This window comes from Metapseudomonas boanensis (assembly GCF_042232855.1).
Classification (GTDB): Bacteria; Pseudomonadota; Gammaproteobacteria; order Pseudomonadales; family Pseudomonadaceae; genus Metapseudomonas; species Metapseudomonas boanensis.
Genome location: NZ_CP113889.1, coordinates 3,217,006 through 3,232,733, shown reverse-complemented (window position 1 = coordinate 3,232,733; position 15,728 = coordinate 3,217,006). Strand labels below are relative to the sequence as shown.

Here is a 15,728-nt window from a genome sequence, read left to right as displayed (position 1 = left end):
TTCTTCTTTGCAGATAGACGACGGGCCCAGCCCGCCGCCTGCCTCTTCATCTTCCCGACCACGGCGCGCAAACCTCCTGCCCCGGCACTCCCACCTCCAGATAGTCGGTAGCTGTCAGGCTACGCATATTTTGCGTATTATGGTATACCAGAAACCATTAATTCGATCCTGCATCTCCGCCAGCGAAATCGGCTAATAGTGAGCCCACAGAACGCAGTGGCTCGGGCGATGAACGGCGATTTGAAAGCTTGACTTGCGCAAGACGTATTATGGTATACCATGATACCAAACAAGGTGCCGACAGCACCGCCCCCTATTCACTGCACCAGGAGCGTCCAATGAGTTTCGAGATTCGCAAGATCGTCACCTACATCGAGGAAACCTTCATCGAGGGCGGCAAAGCCACTGATAAGCCGGTGACCATGGTGGGCCTCGCTGTAGTGATCAAGAATCCATGGCTCGGCCGTGGCTTCGTCGAAGACCTCAAGCCGGAAATCAAGGCCAACTGTTCCGACCTCGGCGCCATGATGGTCGAGCGCCTGACCGCCACCATCGGCGGTGCTGCAAAGATCGAGGCCTACGGCAAGGCAGCCGTGGTCGGTGCAGACGGTGAGATCGAGCACGCCTCTGCCGTGATCCACACCCTGCGCTTCGGCAATCACTACCGCCAGGCAGTGAACGCCAAGAGCTACCTGAGCTTCACCAACAAGCGCGGCGGCCCGGGCACCTCCATCCAGATCCCGATGATGCACAAGGACGACGAGGGCCTGCGCTCCCACTACATCACCCTGGAAATGCAGATCGAAGACGCACCGCGCGCCGACGAGATCATCGTCGTCCTGGGTGCCGCCGACGGTGGCCGTCTGCACCCGCGCATCGGCAACCGCTACATCGATCTGGAAGAACTGGCTGCCGAGCAGGCCCAGTGACCCCAAGGCCCGTGCAGGAGCGATCCATGATTCGGCTCACCGCTGAACGCACCCCGGCCGGCACCAGCTATCTGGCGACCGGCCAAGGCCACCCCGTGATACTGATCCACGGCGTCGGCCTGAACAAAGAGATGTGGGGAGGCCAGATCGTCGGCCTCGCGCCGGACTTCCAGGTCATCGCCTACGACATGCTCGGCCACGGCGCCAGCCCGCGCCCTCACCCGGGCACCGGGCTGGCCGGCTATGCCGACCAGTTGCACGAGTTGCTGGAGCACCTGCAGGTTCCCCAGGCCACCGTCATCGGCTTCTCGATGGGCGGTCTGGTGGCACGGGCCTTCGCCCTGCACTACCCGCAGCGCCTGGAAGGTCTGGTCATCCTCAACAGTGTGTTCAACCGCAGCGCCGAACAGCGCGCTGGCGTGATCGAGCGCACTCGACAGGCCGCCGAACATGGTCCGGATGCCAACGCCGAAGCCGCCTTGTCCCGCTGGTTCAGCCGCGAGTACCAGGCAGCCAACCCGGCACAGATCGCAGCCATCCGCCAGACCCTTGCCAGTAACGATCCGCAGGGCTATCTGACTACCTATGAGCTGTTCGCCACCCAGGACATGTACCGGGTCGATGATCTGGGCAGCATCCAGGTACCGACCCTGGTCGCCACCGGCGAACTGGACCCGGGATCGACGCCCGAAATGGCCCGGCAGTTGGCCGAGCGCATTCCCGGAGCCGAGGTGGCCGTGCTCGACGAGCAACGCCACATGATGCCGGTGGAGTCGCCGCGCCTGGTCAACCAGATGCTGCTGGACTTCCTCCACCGCGCGCAGTCCTCACAGAATCAAGCAAAGGGGATCGTCGCATGACGCTCGCACGCTTCCAGATGTGCATCGATGGACAATGGGTCGATGCGCTGTCCGGCAAGACCTTCCAAAGCCTTAATCCGGCACTGGCCGAGCCCTGGGCGGAACTGCCCGATGCCGATGAAGCGGACGTCGAGCGCGCGGTCCAGGCCGCGCAGAAAGCTTTCGAAGGCCCCGCCTGGCGAGGCCTGACGGCCACCGCACGGGGCAAGTTGTTGCGCCGCCTGGGCGACCTGATCGCCGAGAACAAGGAGCACCTGGCGCAACTGGAGAGCCGCGACAACGGCAAGCTGATCCGCGAGACTCGCGGCCAGGTCGGCTACCTGCCGGAGTTCTTCCACTACACCGCAGGCCTCGCCGACAAGCTCGAAGGCGGCACCCTGCCACTGGACAAGCCCGACCTGTTCGCCTACACGGTGCACGAGCCGCTGGGCGTGGTGGCCGGGATCATCCCGTGGAACAGCCCGCTGTACCTCACCGCAATCAAGCTGGCCCCAGCCCTGGCCGCTGGCAACACTATCGTGCTCAAGCCCTCCGAACACGCCTCGGCGACCATCCTCGAGCTGGCCCGGCTGGCGCTTGAAGCGGGCATTCCGGCGGGCGTAGTCAACGTGGTTACCGGCTTTGGCCCCAGCACCGGCGCCGCCCTTACCCGTCACCCTCTGGTGCGCAAGATCGCCTTCACCGGCGGCGCCGCGACCGCACGCCACGTAGTGCGCAGCAGTGCAGAGAACTTCGCCAAGCTGTCCCTGGAGCTGGGCGGCAAGTCGCCGAACATCATCTTCGCCGACGCCGACCTGGACAGCGCCATCAATGGCGCCGTGGCCGGCATCTATGCCGCCTCCGGGCAAAGCTGCGTGGCCGGCTCGCGCCTGCTGGTGCAGGACGAAATCTACGACGAGTTCGTCGAGCGCCTGGTCGCCCGCGCCCAGCGCATCCGCATCGGCAATCCGCAGGACGAAAGCAGCGAGATGGGCCCCATGGCCACCGCACAGCAACTCGCTGTGGTCGAAGGCCTGGTCGCCGACGCCCTGGCCGAGGGTGCGCGTCTGCGCCTGGGTGGCAAACGCCCGGAAGTGGATGGCAAAGGCTGGTACTACGAGCCGACCCTGTTCGAGTGCGACCGCAACTCGATGAAGATCATGCAGGAAGAGGTCTTCGGCCCAGTGGCCTCGGTCATTCGCTTCAAGGACGAGGCCGAAGCGCTGGCGATCGCCAACGACTCCCAGTTCGGCCTCGCCGCCGGCATCTGGACCCGCGATCTGGGCCGCGCCCATCGCATGGCTCGCGACGTGCGTTCCGGAATCATCTGGGTCAACACTTACCGTGCGGTGTCCGCGATGGCACCCATCGGCGGTTTCCACAACAGCGGCTACGGCCGCGAGAGCGGCATCGACTCGGTGCTGGCCTATACCGAACTGAAAACGGTGTGGATCAACCTCTCGCAAACGCCCATGCCCGACCCCTTCGTGATGCGTTGAGAGGAGAATCGAGATGATCGAACCCGGCATCTACAAAGAAGTGATGGGCTCCTTTCCCTCCGGCGTCACCGTGGTCACGACCCTGGACAGCGACGGCGAGATTGTCGGCATCACCGCCAGCGCCTTCAGCGCCCTGTCCATCGACCCGGCCCTGGTGCTGTTCTGCCCCAACTACGCCTCGGACACCTACCCGATCCTGCGCGATAGCAAGCAGTTTGCTATCCACCTGCTCTGTGCCGACCAGCAGGCGGAAGCCTATGCCTTCGCCAAAAAGGGCAAGGACAAGGCCCAGGGCATCGAGTGGCACCTGAGCGAGCTGGGCAACCCGCTGCTGGCGAAGGCCACCGCCATCATCGAATGCGAACTGTGGCGCGAATACGACGGTGGCGACCACGCCATCATAGTCGGCGCGGTGAAGAACCTGATTCTGCCCAAGGAGGAGGTGACGCCCATGGTCTACCACCGGGGCAAGCTCGGCGCCCTGCCGGATATCGCCTGAGTCACCCTTCAGGGCCGCCCGTCGCCACTCTCGGCAGCGGCCCTTTTTTGTTGCTGGAGCCCTGTAGGAGCGAGCTTGCTCGCGAAGCTGGTCATTCGCGAGCAAGCTCGCTCCTACACGGGTACCGAACAGGAGCAGCCTTTCATGAGCAACGAGAAATACGAAAAAGGCCTGGAGATCCGCACCCAGGTGCTGGGCGAGGCCTACGTGAACAAGTCGATCCAGAATGCCGACGATTTCACCCGCCCCCTGCAGGAACTGGTCACCGAGTACTGCTGGGGCCATGTCTGGGGCCGGGAGGGTTTGTCGCTGAAAGAACGCAGCATGATAAACTTGGCCATGATTTCGGCACTCAACCGGCCGCATGAATTGAAGCTGCATGTTCGCGGCGCCCTGCGCAATGGCCTGAGCCGTGAGCAGATCCGTGAAATCCTGCTTCAGGTCGGTATCTATTGCGGCGTTCCGGCGGCAGTGGACAGTTTCCGCATCGCTCGCGAAGCCTTCGCCGAGGCCGATGCCGAAGACCTGGGTTGATTGCTGACGCCAGTCGATGACGGAGCCCCACCCGACTCCGTCGTTCATCCTATGGACAGCCATAACCAGAGCGGACCACATGAAACGCTTGCCCCTCGACGACAGCTTCAAGGTCAACCGCAATCCCGTCACCTTGCGCGAGATCGTGCTCGACAAGCTGCGCGGAGCCATCCTGAACTTCCAGCTGCTGCCTGGTGACCGCCTGGTAGAGCGCGACCTGTGCGACCGCCTCGGTGTCAGCCGTACCTCGGTACGCGAAGCCCTGCGCCATCTCGAGTCCGAAGGCTTGGTGGAGTTCGCCGATGCCAAGGGTCCGCGCGTGGCGATCATCACCCTGGAAGATGCCTGCGACATCTACGAGCTGCGCTGCGTGCTCGAAGGCCTGATCGTCCAACTCTTCACCCTCAACGCCAAGGCCAAGGACATCCGCGCCCTGGAAAAGGCCCTCGAGGAAAACCGCAAAGCCCTCGAAGAAGGCGAACTGCAGCAGGTCCTGGACTCCGTGCAAGGCTTCTACGATGTGCTGCTGGAAGGTTCCGGCAACCACATCGCCGCCACCCAACTGCGCCAGCTGCAGGCGCGCATCAGCTACCTGCGTGCGACCTCCGTGTCCCAGGCCAACCGCCGCGGGGCTAGCAACCTGGAGATGGAGCGCATCGTCGAGGCGATCAAGAGCGGCGACCCGCTCGCTGCTCACCAGGCCTCGGTTGACCACGTCCGCGCTGCTGCCAAAGTGGCCTTGGACTATCTCAAGTCCAAGCAGGACGAGCCGGGCAAGGTACGCGACATGGCCATGCCCATCGCCCTCAAAGAGCCGCGCATAGGACGCTGATGCCATGCCCACCCTGCGCTTCTGCCCCCACTGCGGCTCAGGTGAACTGAGCCGCCGGCAACCTGCCGGGGATACCCACGAACGGCTGATCTGCGCAGGCTGTGGCTACATCCACTACGAAAACCCCAAGGTCATTGCCGGCTGCATCATCGAGCAGGACGGCAAGTATCTGCTGTGCCAGCGCGCCATCCCGCCGCGCCCCGGCACCTGGACCCTGCCGGCAGGATTCATGGAGAACGGCGAAACCACCGAGCAGGCGGCTCTGCGCGAGGTATGGGAAGAGAGCGGCGTGCGCGCCGAGATCATCTCACCCTATTCCATCTTCAGCGTGCCGAAGATCAGCGAGGTGTACATCATCTTCCGCGCCTCGGCAGTCGAAGTGACTGGCCAGCATGGGCCGGAAACCCTCGACTACCGCTTCTTCGCTCCCGAGGAGATCCCCTGGGAGAGCATCTACTACCCGGCAATCCGGCAGATCCTCGAGCGCTATATCGAGGAGTGCCAAGCCGGGGTGTATGGGATCTACATGGGCAATGACGATACCGGGAAGATTCATTTCATCCGATAATCCGTCTCTCCGCCTTCTTGTAGATTGGGCAGCGCGTAGCGAAGCCCAACAATCCCGACCTCCTGCCACGGCAATCTTGGGCTTCGCTCAGCTCGGCAGAACGCTGCCCGACCCAACCGACACCTCCACCCCCTCGACTATTATCACTTCAGCACGCGCAGCGCCCTCGCGGTACCGGCAGGCCTCCTGGTATTCAGGCGAGTGATAACAGGCCAGTGCCTGCTCGTAGGAAGTGAACTCGATGACCACACTGCGCTGCGGTGTCGCCCGCCCCTCCATCGCCTGGGAGCGGCCGCCACGGGCGAGCAGCTTGCCACCATACTGGGCAAAAGCAGCCGGAGCACGACGGGTGTATTCGCTGTATTGGGTTGGGTCCGTCACATCGACGTGGGCAATCCAGTAAGCCTTCATGGTGACCTCAGCTGTTTCGGCTAAATTGGTATTATGGTATACCAGATTACCCATCATGCCATCCACACCAGGTACACCGCCATGCCGTTCAACCGCATCGAAGAAATCATCGAAGACTACCGTCAGGGAAAGATGGTCCTCCTGGTCGACGACGAGGACCGCGAGAATGAGGGCGACCTGCTACTGGCGGCGGAAATGTGTACGCCCGATGCCATCAACTTCATGGCCCGCGAAGCCCGCGGCCTGATCTGCCTGACATTGACTGACGAGCACTGCCAGCACCTAGGCCTGGAGCAGATGGTGCCCGCCAACGGCAGCGCATTTGCCACTGCCTTCACCGTCTCGATCGAAGCCGCCACCGGCGTCACCACCGGCATCTCCGCCGCCGACCGCGCCCACACCGTGCTCACCGCCGTAGCGCCAGAAGCCTGTGCCGAAGACCTGGTGCAGCCCGGCCATATCTTCCCACTACGCGCCCGCGAAGGCGGTGTGTTGACCCGCGCCGGACACACCGAGGCCGGCTGCGACCTGGCGCGCCTGGCCGGATTCGGCCCCGCCTCGGTGATAGTCGAGGTGATGAACGATGATGGCAGCATGGCCCGCCGACCCGATCTGGAAGCCTTTGCCGAGAAGCACGGGATCAAGATCGGCACCATCGCCGACCTCATTCACTACCGCCTCAGCACCGAGCACACCGTCACCCGTATCGGCGAGCACGAACTGCCCACGGTCCATGGCACCTTCCGCCTGGTCACCTTTGAGGACCGCATCGAGGGTGGCGTACACCTGGCCATGGTCATGGGTGACATCCGCCGTGACGAACCGACCCTGGTGCGCGTGCACGTCATCGACCCGCTGCGTGACCTGGTCGGCGCTGAGTACACCGGGCCAAAGAACTGGACCCTCTGGGCGGCCCTGGAGAAGGTTGCCGAAGCCGGACATGGCGTGGTCGTGGTGCTGGCCAATAACGAAACCTCGCAAGCGCTGCTGGAACGCATACCGCAACTGACCCAGCCACGCCGGCAGTTCACTCGTTCGCAGTCGCGCATCTATTCCGAGGTGGGCACCGGTGCGCAGATCCTCCAGGACCTGGGCGTCGGCAAGCTGCGCCACTTGGGCGCTCCGCTGAAGTACGCAGGGCTGACCGGTTACGACCTGGAAGTGGTGGAGACCATTCCGTTCGAGGGCTGAACCAGGGCGATGGGGTCGCGTTGCTCCACCCATCCTACGGTTCAGGCTCTTGTAAGGATGGGTGGAGCGCAGCGATACCCATCATCCGGGCTACAGGGGTGAAATCATTCGCTGAGCAGGCCGAAGGTCTGCCCTGAAAGGCCAATGGGGCAACTGCGCAGCCCTTCGCGAATGAATTCGCCCCCACAAGCGCGTCCCAAGGGATATCGCGCACCCAACCATTCGTCCCAATGATGCGGCTTGCAGCGGTAACAGCGATAACTGGCAACGCGGAGGACTTGCACAAAGTTTGGAATACCATAATATGACATTCCGTAGGCCGAACTATTTGCCGAGTGCGCCCGCAAGGAACAGCACGAACAACAGCATCCGGCACGGTCGCTCTTGATGGCCCTCCTGAGGGCCCACTGCTCCAGATAAGCGGGCAAGCAAGGCCCGCTTGCGTACAAACACAACAATGAGGGCAAGCAAGATGGTGTTTAAGAAATGTGCAACCGCGGTTCTAGCCGCAGCATTCCTGACCGCGACCGGCACCGCCGCCATCGCCGCTGAAAGCCTCAGCTTCGTCAGCTGGGGCGGCACCACCCAGGACGCGCAGAAGCAGGCCTGGGCTGACCCGTTCAGCGAGGCCAGCGGCATTCGCGTGGTTCAAGACGGTCCCACCGACTACGGCAAGCTGAAGGCCATGGTGGAAAGCGGCAACGTGCAGTGGGACATCGTCGACGTCGAAGCCGACTTCGCCCTGCGCGCCGCCAGCGAAGGCCTGCTCGAGCCGCTGGACTTCAACGTCATCCAGCGCGACAAGATCGACCCGCGCTTCGTTTCCGACCATGGTGTCGGCTCCTTCTACTTCTCCTTCGTGCTCGGCTTCAACCAGGGCAAGCTCGGCGGCAAGGCTCCTCAGGACTGGACCGCCCTCTTCGATACGGCCAACTACCCGGGCAAGCGCGCTCTCTACAAATGGCCGAGCCCCGGCGTACTGGAACTGGCCTTGCTGGCCGACGGTGTACCCGCCGACAAGCTCTATCCGCTGGACCTGGACCGGGCCTTCAAGAAACTCGACACCATCAAGAAAGACATCGTCTGGTGGGGCGGCGGCGCCCAGTCCCAGCAACTGCTCGCTTCCGGCGAAGCCAGCCTGGGCCAGTTCTGGAACGGCCGCATCTATGCCCTGCAACAGGACGGCGCGCCGGTTGGCGTGAGCTGGAAGCAGAACCTGGTCATGGCCGACTTCCTGGTCATTCCCAAGGGCGCGAAGAACAAGGAAGCGGCCATGAAGTTCCTGGCCAACGCGAGCGGCGCCAAGGGGCAGGCCGACTTCGCCAACCTCACCGCCTACGCCCCGGTGAACGTCGACAGCGTCAGTCAGCTCAAAGGCGATCTCGCCCCCAACCTGCCGACCGCCTACGCTAAGGATCAGATCACCCTCGACTATGCGTACTGGGCCAAGAACGGTCCGGCCATCGCTGCCCGGTGGAACGAATGGCTGGTCAAATGAAAGCGGCTAGCCTTCGTCCCACTTCATCAGCCAAGGTTGCCGGAGGCGCTTCCCGCGCCACCGGCGCCCCTGACACCAAGGCTGTGCCGATGAAGCATGACAAACAAACTGCGCTGCGCTGGCGTGGCGCTCCCAACCTGATCCCGGCCCTGCTGTTCCTGGGTCTGTTCTTCCTCGCCCCGCTGATCGGCCTGTTGCTGCGCGGCGTGCTGGAGCCGACACCGGGCCTGGGCAACTACGAGCAGTTGTTCGCCAACTCGGCGTATGCCCGCGTGCTGTTCAATACCTTCGCCGTCGGCGGCCTGGTGACCCTGATCAGCCTGCTGCTGGGCTTCCCCCTGGCCTGGGTGATCACCCTGGTGCCGCGCGGCTGGGGCCGCTGGCTGCTGAACATCGTGCTGCTGTCGATGTGGACCAGCCTACTGGCGCGGACCTACTCCTGGCTGGTGCTGCTGCAAGCCTCGGGGGTGATCAACAAGGCGCTGATGGCGATGGGCATCATCGATCAGCCGCTGGAGATGGTGCACAACCTCACCGGCGTGGTGATCGGCATGAGCTACATCATGATCCCGTTCATCGTATTGCCGCTGCAGGCCACCATGTCGGCCATCGACCCCATGGTGCTGCAGGCCGGCTCGATCTGCGGCGCCAGCCCCTGGACCAACTTCTTCAAGGTGTTCCTGCCGCTGTGCCGACCCGGGCTGTTTTCCGGCGGCCTGATGGTCTTCGTCATGTCGCTCGGGTACTACGTCACCCCGGCGCTGCTGGGCGGCGCGCAGAACATGATGCTGCCGGAGTTCATCGTCCAGCAGGTGCAGTCTTTCCTCAACTGGGGCCTGGCCAGCGCTGCAGCAGCGCTGCTGATCGCGATCACCCTGGTGCTGTTCTACTTCTACCTGAAGCTGCAACCGGAATCCCCGGTGGCTTCGAGCACTGCGAGGTAAGCCGCCATGCTGCTGTCACCCAACGCCATGGGCCCGCGCTTGCGCATCGGCCTCTACCTCACCACGGGGGCGATTGCGGCCTTCCTGCTGCTGCCGATCATTTTCATTGTGCTGCTGTCGTTCGGCTCCTCCCAGTGGCTGGTGTTTCCGCCGCCGGGCTGGACGCTGAAGTGGTACGGGCAGTTTTTCTCCAATGCGGAGTGGATGGAATCGGCCTTCACCAGCCTCAAGGTAGCGCTGCTCACTACGGTGTGCTCTGTCGCGCTGGGCCTGCCCACCGCCTTCGCCCTGGTGCGTGGCAAGTTCCCCGGCCGTGAGATGCTCTACGCGTTGTTCACCCTGCCGATGATCGTGCCGCTGGTGATCATCGCGGTCGCCGTGTATGCCCTGTTCCTCAAGCTTGGCTACACCGGCACGCTGTTCTCCTTCGTGGTCAGTCACGTGATCGTCGCCCTGCCCTTTACCATCATCTCGATCATCAACTCGCTGAAGCTGTTCGATCAGTCCATCGAGGATGCCGCGGTGATCTGCGGCGCCTCGCGGCTGCAGGCGGTGTTCAAGGTGACCTTCCCCGGCATCCGCCCCGGCATGATGTCCGGCGCGCTGTTCGCCTTCCTGGTCTCCTGGGATGAAGTGGTGCTGAGCGTGATGATGGCCAGCCCTACCCTGCAGACCCTGCCCGTGAAAATGTGGACCACCCTGCGCCAGGACCTGACCCCGGTGATTGCCGTCGCCTCGACGCTGCTTATCGGCCTGTCCGTCCTTGTCATGGTGATCGCCGTCGCCCTGCGTCGGCGCAACGAAGTCAGCGCCTGAGCGCCGAGGTATATGAAATGAGTGCCGTAATCCAAGACACCCGCGAACAAAAGACCCTGGTCAGCCTGCGCAACCTGAACAAGCACTACGGCGACTTTGCCGCCGTGGACAACATCAACCTGGACATCCAGGACGGTGAATTCCTCACCTTCCTCGGCTCCAGCGGCTCCGGCAAGAGCACCACCCTGTCGATGCTGGCCGGGTTCGAGACGCCCAGCTCCGGGGAAATCCTGGTGGACGGCAAATCCCTGGTGAACGTGCCGTCGCACAAGCGCGGCATCGGCATGGTGTTCCAGCGCTATTCGCTGTTCCCCCATCTCAATGTGCGCGACAACATCGGCTTCCCGCTGGCCATCCGCAAGCAGGCTGCCGGTGAGCGCGAGCGCCGGGTCGAAGCCATGCTCAAGCTGGTACAGCTGGAGCAGTTCGCCCACCGCCGCCCAGCCCAGCTGTCCGGTGGCCAACAACAGCGCGTCGCCATCGCCCGGGCCCTGGTGTACGAGCCACGCATCCTGCTGATGGACGAACCCCTGGGCGCCCTGGACAAGAAGCTGCGCGAAGACCTGCAGGATGAACTGCGCCACCTGCATCGCCGCCTCGGCATCACCATCGTCTACGTGACCCACGACCAGGAAGAAGCCATGCGGCTGTCCCAGCGCATCGCCATCTTCAGCCACGGCAAGATCGTCGGCCTGGGCAGCGGTTATGACCTGTACCAGAATCCACCAAATGCCTTCGTCGCTTCCTTCCTTGGCAACTCCAACTTCCTCAAGGTCAAGGCCCAGGGCAATGCCGCGGCGACCTTCGAGGGCCAAGCCCTGGCCATCCGCCCCACCGCAGGCCTGCAAAATGGCCAGGAGCTGGTGCTGATGGTACGTCCGGAAAAAGCCCAGGTACTGACCCCAGACCAGGCTTCACAAACGCCGCTGGCGGCCGGCTGGAACGAGATCCAGGCCAAGGTTGCGGAGACTGTGTTCCTCGGCGAAAGCCTGACCTGCAGTGTGGTCACCGCCGGCGGAACTAATCTGACGCTGAAAGAACTCTCCGGCGCCACCCAGCCCCTGCAACCTGGCGCGCCGGTGCGCGTGCGCTGGGCGGCGGCCGATGCCTGCGTCTACAGCGAGTGGAATGAGAGCGACCTGAGCAAAGCCGCTGGCGCGCACTGAGTCCTGATCTTCCTTTACAGCCCCCTACCCTTCGTCCCGAGGGCAGGGGGTTTCTTTTTGCTGTGTCCGTCGACCGCCGAGCTACCCCTCCCCCCGCAGGCGCCAGCTTGCTGGCGAAAGCACGGCTCCCATTCGCAAGCAAGCTTGCGCCTACATCGACGCGGCCTCAGCCGACCGAATTCGCGCAACCGATCCTGCAATCGAATGGCAACACCCGTAGGAGCCAGCTTGCTGGCGAAAGCACGGCTCACGTTCGCGAGCAAGCTCGCTCCTACATCGACGTGGCCTCAGCCGCCTGGGTTCGCGCAACCGATCATCCCGCGATCGAAGGGCAACGCCCGTAGGGGCCAGCTTGCTGGCGAACGCACGACTTTCCGGGTCGGATAAAGCCCTGAATCGCAGGTAACAAAAAGCCCCGCCTGCATCGCAGGACGGGGCGAAGGCACAGGAAATCCTGTGCGGATCGGTTTCAGTCAATCTGCCATGTGCAACACCCCGACCGGCTCCTTGCTGCGGGTCGCCAGGCAGTAATACAGCGGGCAGGTCACCAGCAGCCCCACCAGCCAGGACAGGTCCACACCCTCGACGTAGTTGGCGTAGGGCCCAATATAGATCGCGGTATTGGCGAACGGCAGCTGCACCAGAATGCCAATGAAATAAGCCGTAATCGCGTGAGCATTGAAGCGCCCGTAGATTCCACCATCGGCCTGGAAGATCGAGGTGATGTCGTAGCGGGCACGCTTGATCAAGTAGAAGTCGATCAGGTTGATCGAGGCCCATGGCACCAGTACCAGCAGCAGAGCCAGGATCAGGCCGATGAAGTGAGAAATGAAGTTCGCGGAGGCGCCCAGCGCCATCAGGCAGCTGCCGCCCAGCACCAGCGCCGACAGGATGACCCGCACGCGCACGCTGGGGGTCCAGTTTCCGGCGAAGGTCTGGATCGAGGTGACGATGGACAACACAGCGCCATAAAGGTTGAGCGCGTTGTGGCTGATGATGTTGAGCAGGAACAACAGCATCAGCAGAGGGCCAAGCACACCGGTTGCCTGTTTTACGGCCGCCATCGCTTCGGTACCTTCCGGGGTGGCCAGCACGGCTACGGCTCCGAAGCTGAAGGAAAGGATGGTGCCCAGGCAGGCGCCGGCGTAAGTAGCCAGGAAAGGTCGGGCGATACCGACGCTGGCCGGCAAGTAACGCGAGTAGTCGGATACATAGGGCGAGAAGCTTATCTGCCAGATGATCCCCAGGCAGATCGTGGCCAGCCAGCCGGACAGGTTGAAGCTCCCGCGACTGAAGAAGTCTGCCGGCAACTCATTGCAGAAGATGTAGGCGAAGCCAGCCAGCAGTGCGCCGCCCATCACCCAGGTGCCGACGCGGTTGAGGGTGTGGATGAAGCGGTAGCCGATCACGCCGATGGCGGTGGCGCTGATAGCGCCGATGATGATCGCGGCCGGCATCGGCACCGAAGGGGCGATGCCGTGGATCGACTCACCCGCCAGGACGATGTTGGAGATGAAGAAGCCGACATAGATGATCGCCGCGAAGAAGACGATCAACAGCGCGCCGTAACGGCCGAACTGGCCGCGGCTCTGGACCATCTGCGGAATGCCCATCTGCGGGCCCTGGGCGGAGGCCAGGGCGATGAAGACGCCGCCGATCATATGGCCCAGCACAATCGCCAGCATGCCCCAGAGCAGGTCAAGGTGGAACACCTGAACCACCATGGCACCCGTGACGATCGGCAGCGGGGCGATATTGGTGCTGAACCAGAGCGTGAAGAGGTCGCGTGCCTTGCCATGGCGTTCGGCAGGCGGTACGTAATCGACGGTATGGTTCTCGATCAGCGGTGTGTGCTGGGAAGTCTCGGACATCGTATTGCCTTGCTTATTGTCTTTGTAGGAAGGGCCACGCAGGGCCTGACTACCGGGCAGTGGGTTGACCATGCTGGTGTCGGCGACCGGATAGCAGAACACCATATTATGGTATTCCACCAATCAGGCAAAACGTTTACTGAACCCCCAAGCCCTGACTGGAGGCAAGAACAGCTGCCTCATGAACCACTTGAAGTTACTTTAAGCCGCGTAGATTAAGGCCTACAGGGTACAAGGCGACGTTCGTCGGCGGGCTGTCGAGCCTTGGAAAATAGTGCTTGCATTGGCAATATTACGGTATACCATCAGACACATTAGCGCTGCCGGTCGCAGCCAATGCACCCGATAGGTACCCGAAATGATCGACACCAATGCCTACAAACAAGTCATGGGCTCCTTCCCCTCCGGCGTCACCGTGATCACCACCCTGGATGACGACGGCCAGATCGTCGGGCTGACCGCCAGCGCCTTCAGTTCCCTGTCCATGGACCCGGCCCTGGTGCTCTTCTGCCCCAACTACAGCTCCGACTCCTACCCGGTTCTGATCAAGAGCAAGCGCTTCGCCATCCACCTGCTTTCAGCCGATCAGCGCGATGAAGCCTATGCCTTCGCCAAGAAGGGCAAGGACAAGGCGCAAGGCATTGAATGGACCCTGAGCGAACTGGGTAACCCGCTGCTCAGCAACGCCACTGCCATCATCGAGTGCGAGCTGTGGCGTGAATACGAAGGTGGTGACCACGCCATCCTGGTGGGGGCGGTAAAGAACCTGATCGTGCCCGAACAGACCGTCGCACCGATGATCTATTGCCGCGGCAAGATGGGCGCCCTGCCGGCGTTTGCCTGAGCCACCCGGCAACCCTGCGGGATCCGGGAGAAAGATCTTGCAGACAACCTGTATTATGGTATACCAATATTCAGCGATCCGCTCCGCCTTGCTTGAGGCGTCCTACTGACGCAGCGGAATCAACGAAACAGGAGCGCAGTGCACGCTTCACCGCAGCCGGCCAGTCCAGGGCCGAACAGACACAGGTTCGAGGAAAGCATCATGAAATTTTCTTTGTTCGTGCATATGGAGCGTTACGACGAGCAGATCAGCCACCGCCAGCTCTTCGAAGATCTCACCGAGCTGACGTTGATGGCCGAAGCCGGCGGCTTCAGCACCGTATGGATCGGCGAGCACCACGCCATGGAGTACACCATTTCGCCAAGCCCCATGCCGCTGCTCTCCTACCTCGCAGCCCGCACGAGCACCATTCGCCTGGGCGCCGGTACCATCATCGCGCCCTTCTGGCACCCGATCCGCGTAGCCGGCGAATGCGCCCTGCTCGACGTGATCAGCAATGGCCGCATGGAGGTGGGCCTGGCCCGTGGCGCATACCAGTACGAATTCGACCGCATGGCAGGCGGCATGCCGGCCACCGCAGGCGGCCAGTACCTGCGGGAGATGGTCCCGGTGGTCAAGGCCCTGTGGCAGGGCGACTACGCCCACGAAGGCGAGATCTGGAAGTTCCCCACCTCCACTTCGTCGCCGCGTCCGATCCAGCAGCCGCATCCGCCGATCTGGATCGCCGCCCGCGACCCGGACTCCCACAACTTCGCCGTGGCCAATGGATGCAACGTGATGGTCACCCCGCTGATGAAGGGCGACGAAGAAGTGGTGGACCTGAAGAATAAGTTCGAAACCGCCCTGGCCAACAATCCCGACGTGCCGCGTCCGCAACTGATGGTGCTGCGCCACACCCACGTCCATAGCCCTGAAGATACCGAAGGCTGGAAGGTCGGTGCCGCCGCCATCTCACGCTTCTACCGTACCTTCGATGCCTGGTTCGGCAACAAGGAAGTCCCGGTCAACGGCATCCTTCAACCGAGCCCGGAAGAGAAGTTCAAGGACCGTCCGGAGTTCGAACTGGAGAACATCCGCAAGAACACCATGATCGGCACTCCCGAAGAAGTCATCGCGCGCATTCGCCACTACCAGGAACTGGGCGTGGACGAGTTCAGCTTCTGGGCCGACAACAGCCTGTCCCACGCCGAGAAGAAGAAGTCGCTGGAGCTATTCATCAAGCACGTAGTGCCGGCGTTCAACTGAGTCATCGCTTCACGTGGCCGGATCGGGCGATCCGGCCACGCC

At 62.8% G+C, this 15,728-nt stretch carries 16 protein-coding genes; 14 read left to right on the top strand and 2 right to left on the bottom strand.

Annotated features, from left to right (window positions below; all coding sequences use genetic code 11):
* Positions 1 to 338: 338 nt before the first annotated feature.
* The 7 genes from OXH74_RS14970 to OXH74_RS14940 all read left to right on the top strand — a co-directional run bounded on the left by OXH74_RS14970 (position 339) and on the right by OXH74_RS14940 (position 5,700).
* A complete protein-coding gene (locus OXH74_RS14970; RefSeq protein ID WP_375737700.1) occupies positions 339 to 929 on the top strand; it encodes an amino acid synthesis family protein in 591 nt (196 codons plus the stop codon).
* A 26-nt stretch (positions 930 to 955) separates the two neighbouring features.
* The gene (locus OXH74_RS14965) at positions 956 to 1,789 is read left to right on the top strand and encodes an alpha/beta fold hydrolase (protein WP_375737699.1); all 834 of its coding nucleotides are present in this window, start codon (positions 956 to 958) and stop codon (positions 1,787 to 1,789) included.
* Positions 1,786 to 3,267, top strand: a complete 1,482-nt coding sequence (locus OXH74_RS14960) for an aldehyde dehydrogenase (protein ID WP_375737698.1) — start codon at positions 1,786 to 1,788, stop codon at positions 3,265 to 3,267. Before OXH74_RS14965 ends, OXH74_RS14960 begins: the two co-directional genes overlap by 4 nt.
* A gap of 13 nt (positions 3,268 to 3,280) precedes the next feature.
* The gene (locus tag OXH74_RS14955) at positions 3,281 to 3,766 is read left to right on the top strand and encodes a flavin reductase family protein (protein ID WP_375737697.1); all 486 of its coding nucleotides are present in this window, start codon (positions 3,281 to 3,283) and stop codon (positions 3,764 to 3,766) included.
* A 144-nt stretch (positions 3,767 to 3,910) separates the two neighbouring features.
* Complete coding sequence (locus OXH74_RS14950) at positions 3,911 to 4,300, top strand: carboxymuconolactone decarboxylase family protein (protein WP_375741624.1); 390 nt, start codon at positions 3,911 to 3,913, stop codon at positions 4,298 to 4,300.
* 79 nt (positions 4,301 to 4,379) lie between these two features.
* Positions 4,380 to 5,132, top strand: a complete 753-nt coding sequence (locus OXH74_RS14945; RefSeq protein WP_215376913.1) for a GntR family transcriptional regulator — start codon at positions 4,380 to 4,382, stop codon at positions 5,130 to 5,132.
* A 4-nt stretch (positions 5,133 to 5,136) separates the two neighbouring features.
* Positions 5,137 to 5,700 (top strand): NUDIX hydrolase, encoded by a 564-nt coding sequence (locus tag OXH74_RS14940; RefSeq protein WP_375737696.1) that lies wholly within the window; start codon positions 5,137 to 5,139, stop codon positions 5,698 to 5,700.
* A gap of 87 nt (positions 5,701 to 5,787) precedes the next feature.
* Here the strand turns inward: OXH74_RS14940 and OXH74_RS14935 are convergent, their stop codons facing one another.
* Positions 5,788 to 6,111, bottom strand: a complete 324-nt coding sequence (locus tag OXH74_RS14935; protein ID WP_375737695.1) for a DUF1330 domain-containing protein — start codon at positions 6,109 to 6,111, stop codon at positions 5,788 to 5,790.
* A gap of 81 nt (positions 6,112 to 6,192) precedes the next feature.
* Between OXH74_RS14935 and ribBA the strand changes: the two genes are divergently transcribed.
* The 5 genes from ribBA (at position 6,193) to OXH74_RS14910 (ending at position 11,726) form a co-directional block, all read left to right on the top strand.
* Positions 6,193 to 7,302: a bifunctional 3,4-dihydroxy-2-butanone-4-phosphate synthase/GTP cyclohydrolase II gene (gene ribBA, locus OXH74_RS14930; RefSeq protein ID WP_375737694.1), complete on the top strand. Its 1,110-nt coding sequence runs from the start codon at positions 6,193 to 6,195 to the stop codon at positions 7,300 to 7,302.
* Between the two features lie 472 nt (positions 7,303 to 7,774).
* Positions 7,775 to 8,800, top strand: a complete 1,026-nt coding sequence (locus tag OXH74_RS14925) for a polyamine ABC transporter substrate-binding protein (RefSeq protein WP_375737693.1) — start codon at positions 7,775 to 7,777, stop codon at positions 8,798 to 8,800.
* Complete coding sequence (locus OXH74_RS14920) at positions 8,785 to 9,744, top strand: ABC transporter permease (RefSeq protein ID WP_375737692.1); 960 nt, start codon at positions 8,785 to 8,787, stop codon at positions 9,742 to 9,744. The genes OXH74_RS14925 and OXH74_RS14920 overlap by 16 nt, the downstream gene beginning before the upstream one ends.
* 6 nt (positions 9,745 to 9,750) lie before the next feature.
* Positions 9,751 to 10,560, top strand: a complete 810-nt coding sequence (locus OXH74_RS14915; protein WP_215376931.1) for an ABC transporter permease — start codon at positions 9,751 to 9,753, stop codon at positions 10,558 to 10,560.
* 17 nt (positions 10,561 to 10,577) lie between these two features.
* Positions 10,578 to 11,726 carry an ABC transporter ATP-binding protein gene (locus tag OXH74_RS14910; RefSeq protein WP_375737691.1) on the top strand — a complete coding sequence of 383 codons (1,149 nt, stop codon included), beginning with the start codon at positions 10,578 to 10,580 and terminating at the stop codon, positions 11,724 to 11,726.
* Between the two features lie 473 nt (positions 11,727 to 12,199).
* On the opposite strand, the gene OXH74_RS14905 is transcribed toward OXH74_RS14910, so the two are convergent.
* Positions 12,200 to 13,597 carry a purine-cytosine permease family protein gene (locus OXH74_RS14905; protein ID WP_375741623.1) on the bottom strand — a complete coding sequence of 466 codons (1,398 nt, stop codon included), beginning with the start codon at positions 13,595 to 13,597 and terminating at the stop codon, positions 12,200 to 12,202.
* A gap of 358 nt (positions 13,598 to 13,955) precedes the next feature.
* Between OXH74_RS14905 and OXH74_RS14900 the strand changes: the two genes are divergently transcribed.
* Positions 13,956 to 14,441: a flavin reductase family protein gene (locus tag OXH74_RS14900; protein ID WP_215376941.1), complete on the top strand. Its 486-nt coding sequence runs from the start codon at positions 13,956 to 13,958 to the stop codon at positions 14,439 to 14,441.
* Positions 14,442 to 14,642: 201 nt separating this feature from the next.
* Positions 14,643 to 15,686 carry an LLM class flavin-dependent oxidoreductase gene (locus tag OXH74_RS14895; protein WP_375737690.1) on the top strand — a complete coding sequence of 348 codons (1,044 nt, stop codon included), beginning with the start codon at positions 14,643 to 14,645 and terminating at the stop codon, positions 15,684 to 15,686.
* The last annotated feature ends 42 nt before the right edge of the window (positions 15,687 to 15,728 follow it).

Coding starts and splice junctions, on each gene's coding strand:
- OXH74_RS14970 (WP_375737700.1), top strand. CDS start 339: ATGAGTTTCGAGATTCGCAAGATCGTCACCTACATCGAGGAAACCTTC.
- OXH74_RS14965 (WP_375737699.1), top strand. CDS start 956: ATGATTCGGCTCACCGCTGAACGCACCCCGGCCGGCACCAGCTATCTG.
- OXH74_RS14960 (WP_375737698.1), top strand. CDS start 1,786: ATGACGCTCGCACGCTTCCAGATGTGCATCGATGGACAATGGGTCGAT.
- OXH74_RS14955 (WP_375737697.1), top strand. CDS start 3,281: ATGATCGAACCCGGCATCTACAAAGAAGTGATGGGCTCCTTTCCCTCC.
- OXH74_RS14950 (WP_375741624.1), top strand. CDS start 3,911: ATGAGCAACGAGAAATACGAAAAAGGCCTGGAGATCCGCACCCAGGTG.
- OXH74_RS14945 (WP_215376913.1), top strand. CDS start 4,380: ATGAAACGCTTGCCCCTCGACGACAGCTTCAAGGTCAACCGCAATCCC.
- OXH74_RS14940 (WP_375737696.1), top strand. CDS start 5,137: ATGCCCACCCTGCGCTTCTGCCCCCACTGCGGCTCAGGTGAACTGAGC.
- OXH74_RS14935 (WP_375737695.1), bottom strand. CDS start 6,111: ATGAAGGCTTACTGGATTGCCCACGTCGATGTGACGGACCCAACCCAA.
- ribBA (WP_375737694.1), top strand. CDS start 6,193: ATGCCGTTCAACCGCATCGAAGAAATCATCGAAGACTACCGTCAGGGA.
- OXH74_RS14925 (WP_375737693.1), top strand. CDS start 7,775: ATGGTGTTTAAGAAATGTGCAACCGCGGTTCTAGCCGCAGCATTCCTG.
- OXH74_RS14920 (WP_375737692.1), top strand. CDS start 8,785: ATGGCTGGTCAAATGAAAGCGGCTAGCCTTCGTCCCACTTCATCAGCC.
- OXH74_RS14915 (WP_215376931.1), top strand. CDS start 9,751: ATGCTGCTGTCACCCAACGCCATGGGCCCGCGCTTGCGCATCGGCCTC.
- OXH74_RS14910 (WP_375737691.1), top strand. CDS start 10,578: ATGAGTGCCGTAATCCAAGACACCCGCGAACAAAAGACCCTGGTCAGC.
- OXH74_RS14905 (WP_375741623.1), bottom strand. CDS start 13,597: ATGTCCGAGACTTCCCAGCACACACCGCTGATCGAGAACCATACCGTC.
- OXH74_RS14900 (WP_215376941.1), top strand. CDS start 13,956: ATGATCGACACCAATGCCTACAAACAAGTCATGGGCTCCTTCCCCTCC.
- OXH74_RS14895 (WP_375737690.1), top strand. CDS start 14,643: ATGAAATTTTCTTTGTTCGTGCATATGGAGCGTTACGACGAGCAGATC.